This window comes from Synergistota bacterium (genome assembly GCA_021159885.1).
GTDB lineage: Bacteria > Synergistota > GBS-1 > GBS-1 > GBS-1 > AUK310.
The window spans coordinates 1-3,008 of record JAGHDO010000011.1; the positions used below are offsets into that span (position 1 = coordinate 1).

Below are 3,008 nucleotides of genomic sequence, written 5' to 3' on the forward strand. Positions count from 1 at the left end.
ATGCTTGGGCTTCTTGATGCGAGCCACTTGGGAAAGCCGATGATGGTAGGATGGCTTCTCGATAACTTCGGTCATCCATCCCAAAGCCCGCAGATTCATTCAATCTTTGGGATACGGGATGTTTTCCTTTGGAGGGGGTCCTATAAAATCTCATCTGAGTTTAGATGGTGTGCTCCCAACGGAAGCGAGGTTCTTACGGTTTTTCTCTACGGTGGTTATAGAAGTCTTTATGGTTTAGGAAGGATTCCAGGGCTTATTAAGGAGAGAATAAAGGGTGAAGTGGGAAAAATGAGATATCAACTTACCGATAATTTAATCCTGCTTGATGGTTATGACCTTGATCTTGAGCCCGAGGATTCCTCTCGCTTTCTACCTGATAGGGTGAACTCCATCAGTATTATCTTTGGTACCCCCTTAGATTATCTTCTTGCTGTTAAAAGGGAACTTAAGGATTGTCCCGTCTGTTTTGGGGAACTTATATCTGGAAAGTATGCCTGCACCTTCCCCGGAACGCTTTCAACCCGAACCTATCTTAAGGTCCAGAGTGCGGATCTTGAAGATTTTCTATATAGAATCGTTGAACCTTTACTCGCTTTAAATGGGAAGGAAGCTTTGCCCTCCCTCTGGAGGGTAATATTGAGGGAGCTCGTTCACGATAACATCTGTGGCGTTGGGGTCGATCAGGTTCATGAAAGAAGCGAAAGGGAGAACTTTCTCTTATTTAAGAGGCTCAGAAAAGTTTTAAAAAGGGAGCTATCCGTTCTTCTGAAAGATGCAGATGAGGGGTACTACGCGGTTAATCTCATACCTCAGAAATACGATCTATGGTATCCCCTTCCCTCAGGGGAGTATCGAATTAAGCTTGAAGGAATGGGATTTTTTAAGGTGGGGAAGATAAAGCGGGTCAAGACCTTGAGAGAGCGCGCGATCGGTTTTAAGTGGAAAAATTCCTACTATGAGGCTGAAGTTATGGAAGATGGAAGCGTTAGAGTAGGGGATAGCGTTTTGGGGTTCTTTACCCTCGAGGAGGAGCTTGGAGATGCCTACTCTCATGCGAAGGGAAGCTTTCTCGCAACGACGAGGAAAATGAAGCTTAAACCGATTTTGATTAGGCAGGGAGAACATCATGCTGAGGTTTTATTTGAAGCTCACCTTGAAAAAAATGGTAAGGGAGCCTTTCTTTCCGTTAGAATTCTATTTGATGAAAGTCCCTTAATTCGATGGAAAGTTGACTTAAATAGCTATGGAACTAATCTTAGAGTTAGGATGGGATTTGATTTTCCAAGGTCAGGAGAGCTTTTTGCTGGAAGCCAATACGATATCGTTTTAAGGGCTCCCCTTGATGAGGATTTGCTTCCAGAGGAGCTACCCCCTGAGCTTTCCTCCCTTTTAATAGCAGCGAGAGAGACGGGGAAAGTTAGAACTTTTCCCTTTCAGGATTTTATAGCGCTTTATGATGAGGGAGTAACTCATGTGGTTATGGCTAAAGGTTTAAGAGAATACGAGTGGGAAGGAAGTGGCTTTCTTTATCTAACCCTGAGAAGGGCGGTGGAGTGGATAGCTAAAAGGGCTGTTCCGGGCAGGGTGGGTGATGCGGGGCCTGAGATGTACGTTCCCGGAGCAAGGTGTGAAAGAAAGATAAGACATTTTTTGGGTTATATGACATTTAAGGGAGAGCCATGGGATGAAAGGATCTACAAATGGGTTGCCTTCTTTAAAACGCCTCCTCTTATAGTCTATAAGGGAGGAAGGGGAGTCTATACCGGTGAGATCTTTCTCCCTTCCTTTCCTCTACCGATAACTGCTTTCTATCGCTTCAGAGGTAAAAACCTGCTTAGGGGATTTAATCCTCACCCAAGGCACTATAGGCTTGAGAATACCGTTAGCTTGGTTGATCCCTTTGGGAACTTGGAGAGAAAGGCTCGAACGATACCTCCGAAAAGCATATTTACTATTGAGCTTCCTCTGAGGGTTAAAAGTGCATATGATAAGGATGTCTATCTTAGGGTGCTTAATCCTCCCTCTTGGCGTGTTGGAAAGAACCGTTCTCTCCCAGATGAAAGGATTCTAAGGAAGATGGAGAAGGAAGCAAGGCGCTTGGAAAAGGAGCTAAAAAGTTTTCCTTCCGACTCCTCTTCGCATGAAGCTAAAGCACGATATTATACCCTTAAAAGGAAACTTTTTGAGATCGAGCTTTCAATTGCACTTAATAAAGGAAAACCCCAAAAAGCTTTGAAAGATATAGGTTTTAAGCTAAATGAGACAAGAGCTTGGAAGAGAATATATGATTATATCCTCGCGCTTCATGAGCATAATAAATGACAATTATATGGTATAATTTAAGTGAAGTCCGCCTCCGAGCTCTCTCTCCTAAGGGATCTCTTGGTCCTATGGAGGCTGAGCCGATAGGGTAGGTGGGGAAACCTGCTTGCCTCCCGCTTTCGGAAAGGAGGAAGGGGGAGGTGTGAAGTCTTGTCGTACGCGGGTAGGATTTTGCGGGTTGACCTGAGCAGGGGCAAGGTCAGGGTTGAGGAGCTGTGTGTGGACACCGCGAGAGCCTTCATAGGCGGAAGGGGTTACGCTTCAAAGATCCTCTACGATGAGATAGATCCTAAGGTGGATCCTCTCTCTCCCGAAAATAAGCTGATTTTCGCTACCGGTCCTTTAACGGGTACTCCAGCTCCCACGGGCGGAAGATACATGGTTGTGACCAAGGGACCGCTTACTGGAACGATAGCCTGTAGTAATTCCGGGGGATTCTGGGGTGCTGAGCTGAAGAGCGCAGGCTACGATATGATCGTGTTTGAGGGAGCTGCGGATAAGCCTGTATATCTCTATATTAAGGACGATGAAGTTGAGCTTAGAGATGCCTCTCATCTTTGGGGACTTGATACCCACGCTACAACGGATAAGCTGCTTGAGGAGGTTAATGATAGTAGGGCGAAGGTGGCGTGTATAGGCCCAGCCGGCGAGAATCTCGTTAAAATAGCCTGTGTTATAAACGATAA

The 3,008-nt window shown here is 45.5% G+C and carries 2 protein-coding genes and 1 riboswitch; both genes read left to right on the forward strand.

The genetic code is table 11. The features are described from left to right. A partial coding sequence (locus tag J7M13_00900; GenBank protein MCD6362551.1) for a hypothetical protein occupies positions 1-2,322 on the forward strand: 2,322 nt, incomplete at its 5' end. A 20-nt stretch (positions 2,323-2,342) separates the two neighbouring features. Next, a riboswitch (molybdenum cofactor riboswitch) is annotated at positions 2,343-2,468 on the forward strand. 4 nt (positions 2,469-2,472) lie between these two features. Continuing rightward, positions 2,473-3,008: aldehyde ferredoxin oxidoreductase (locus J7M13_00905; GenBank protein ID MCD6362552.1), on the forward strand; the 536-nt coding region annotated here is incomplete at its 3' end.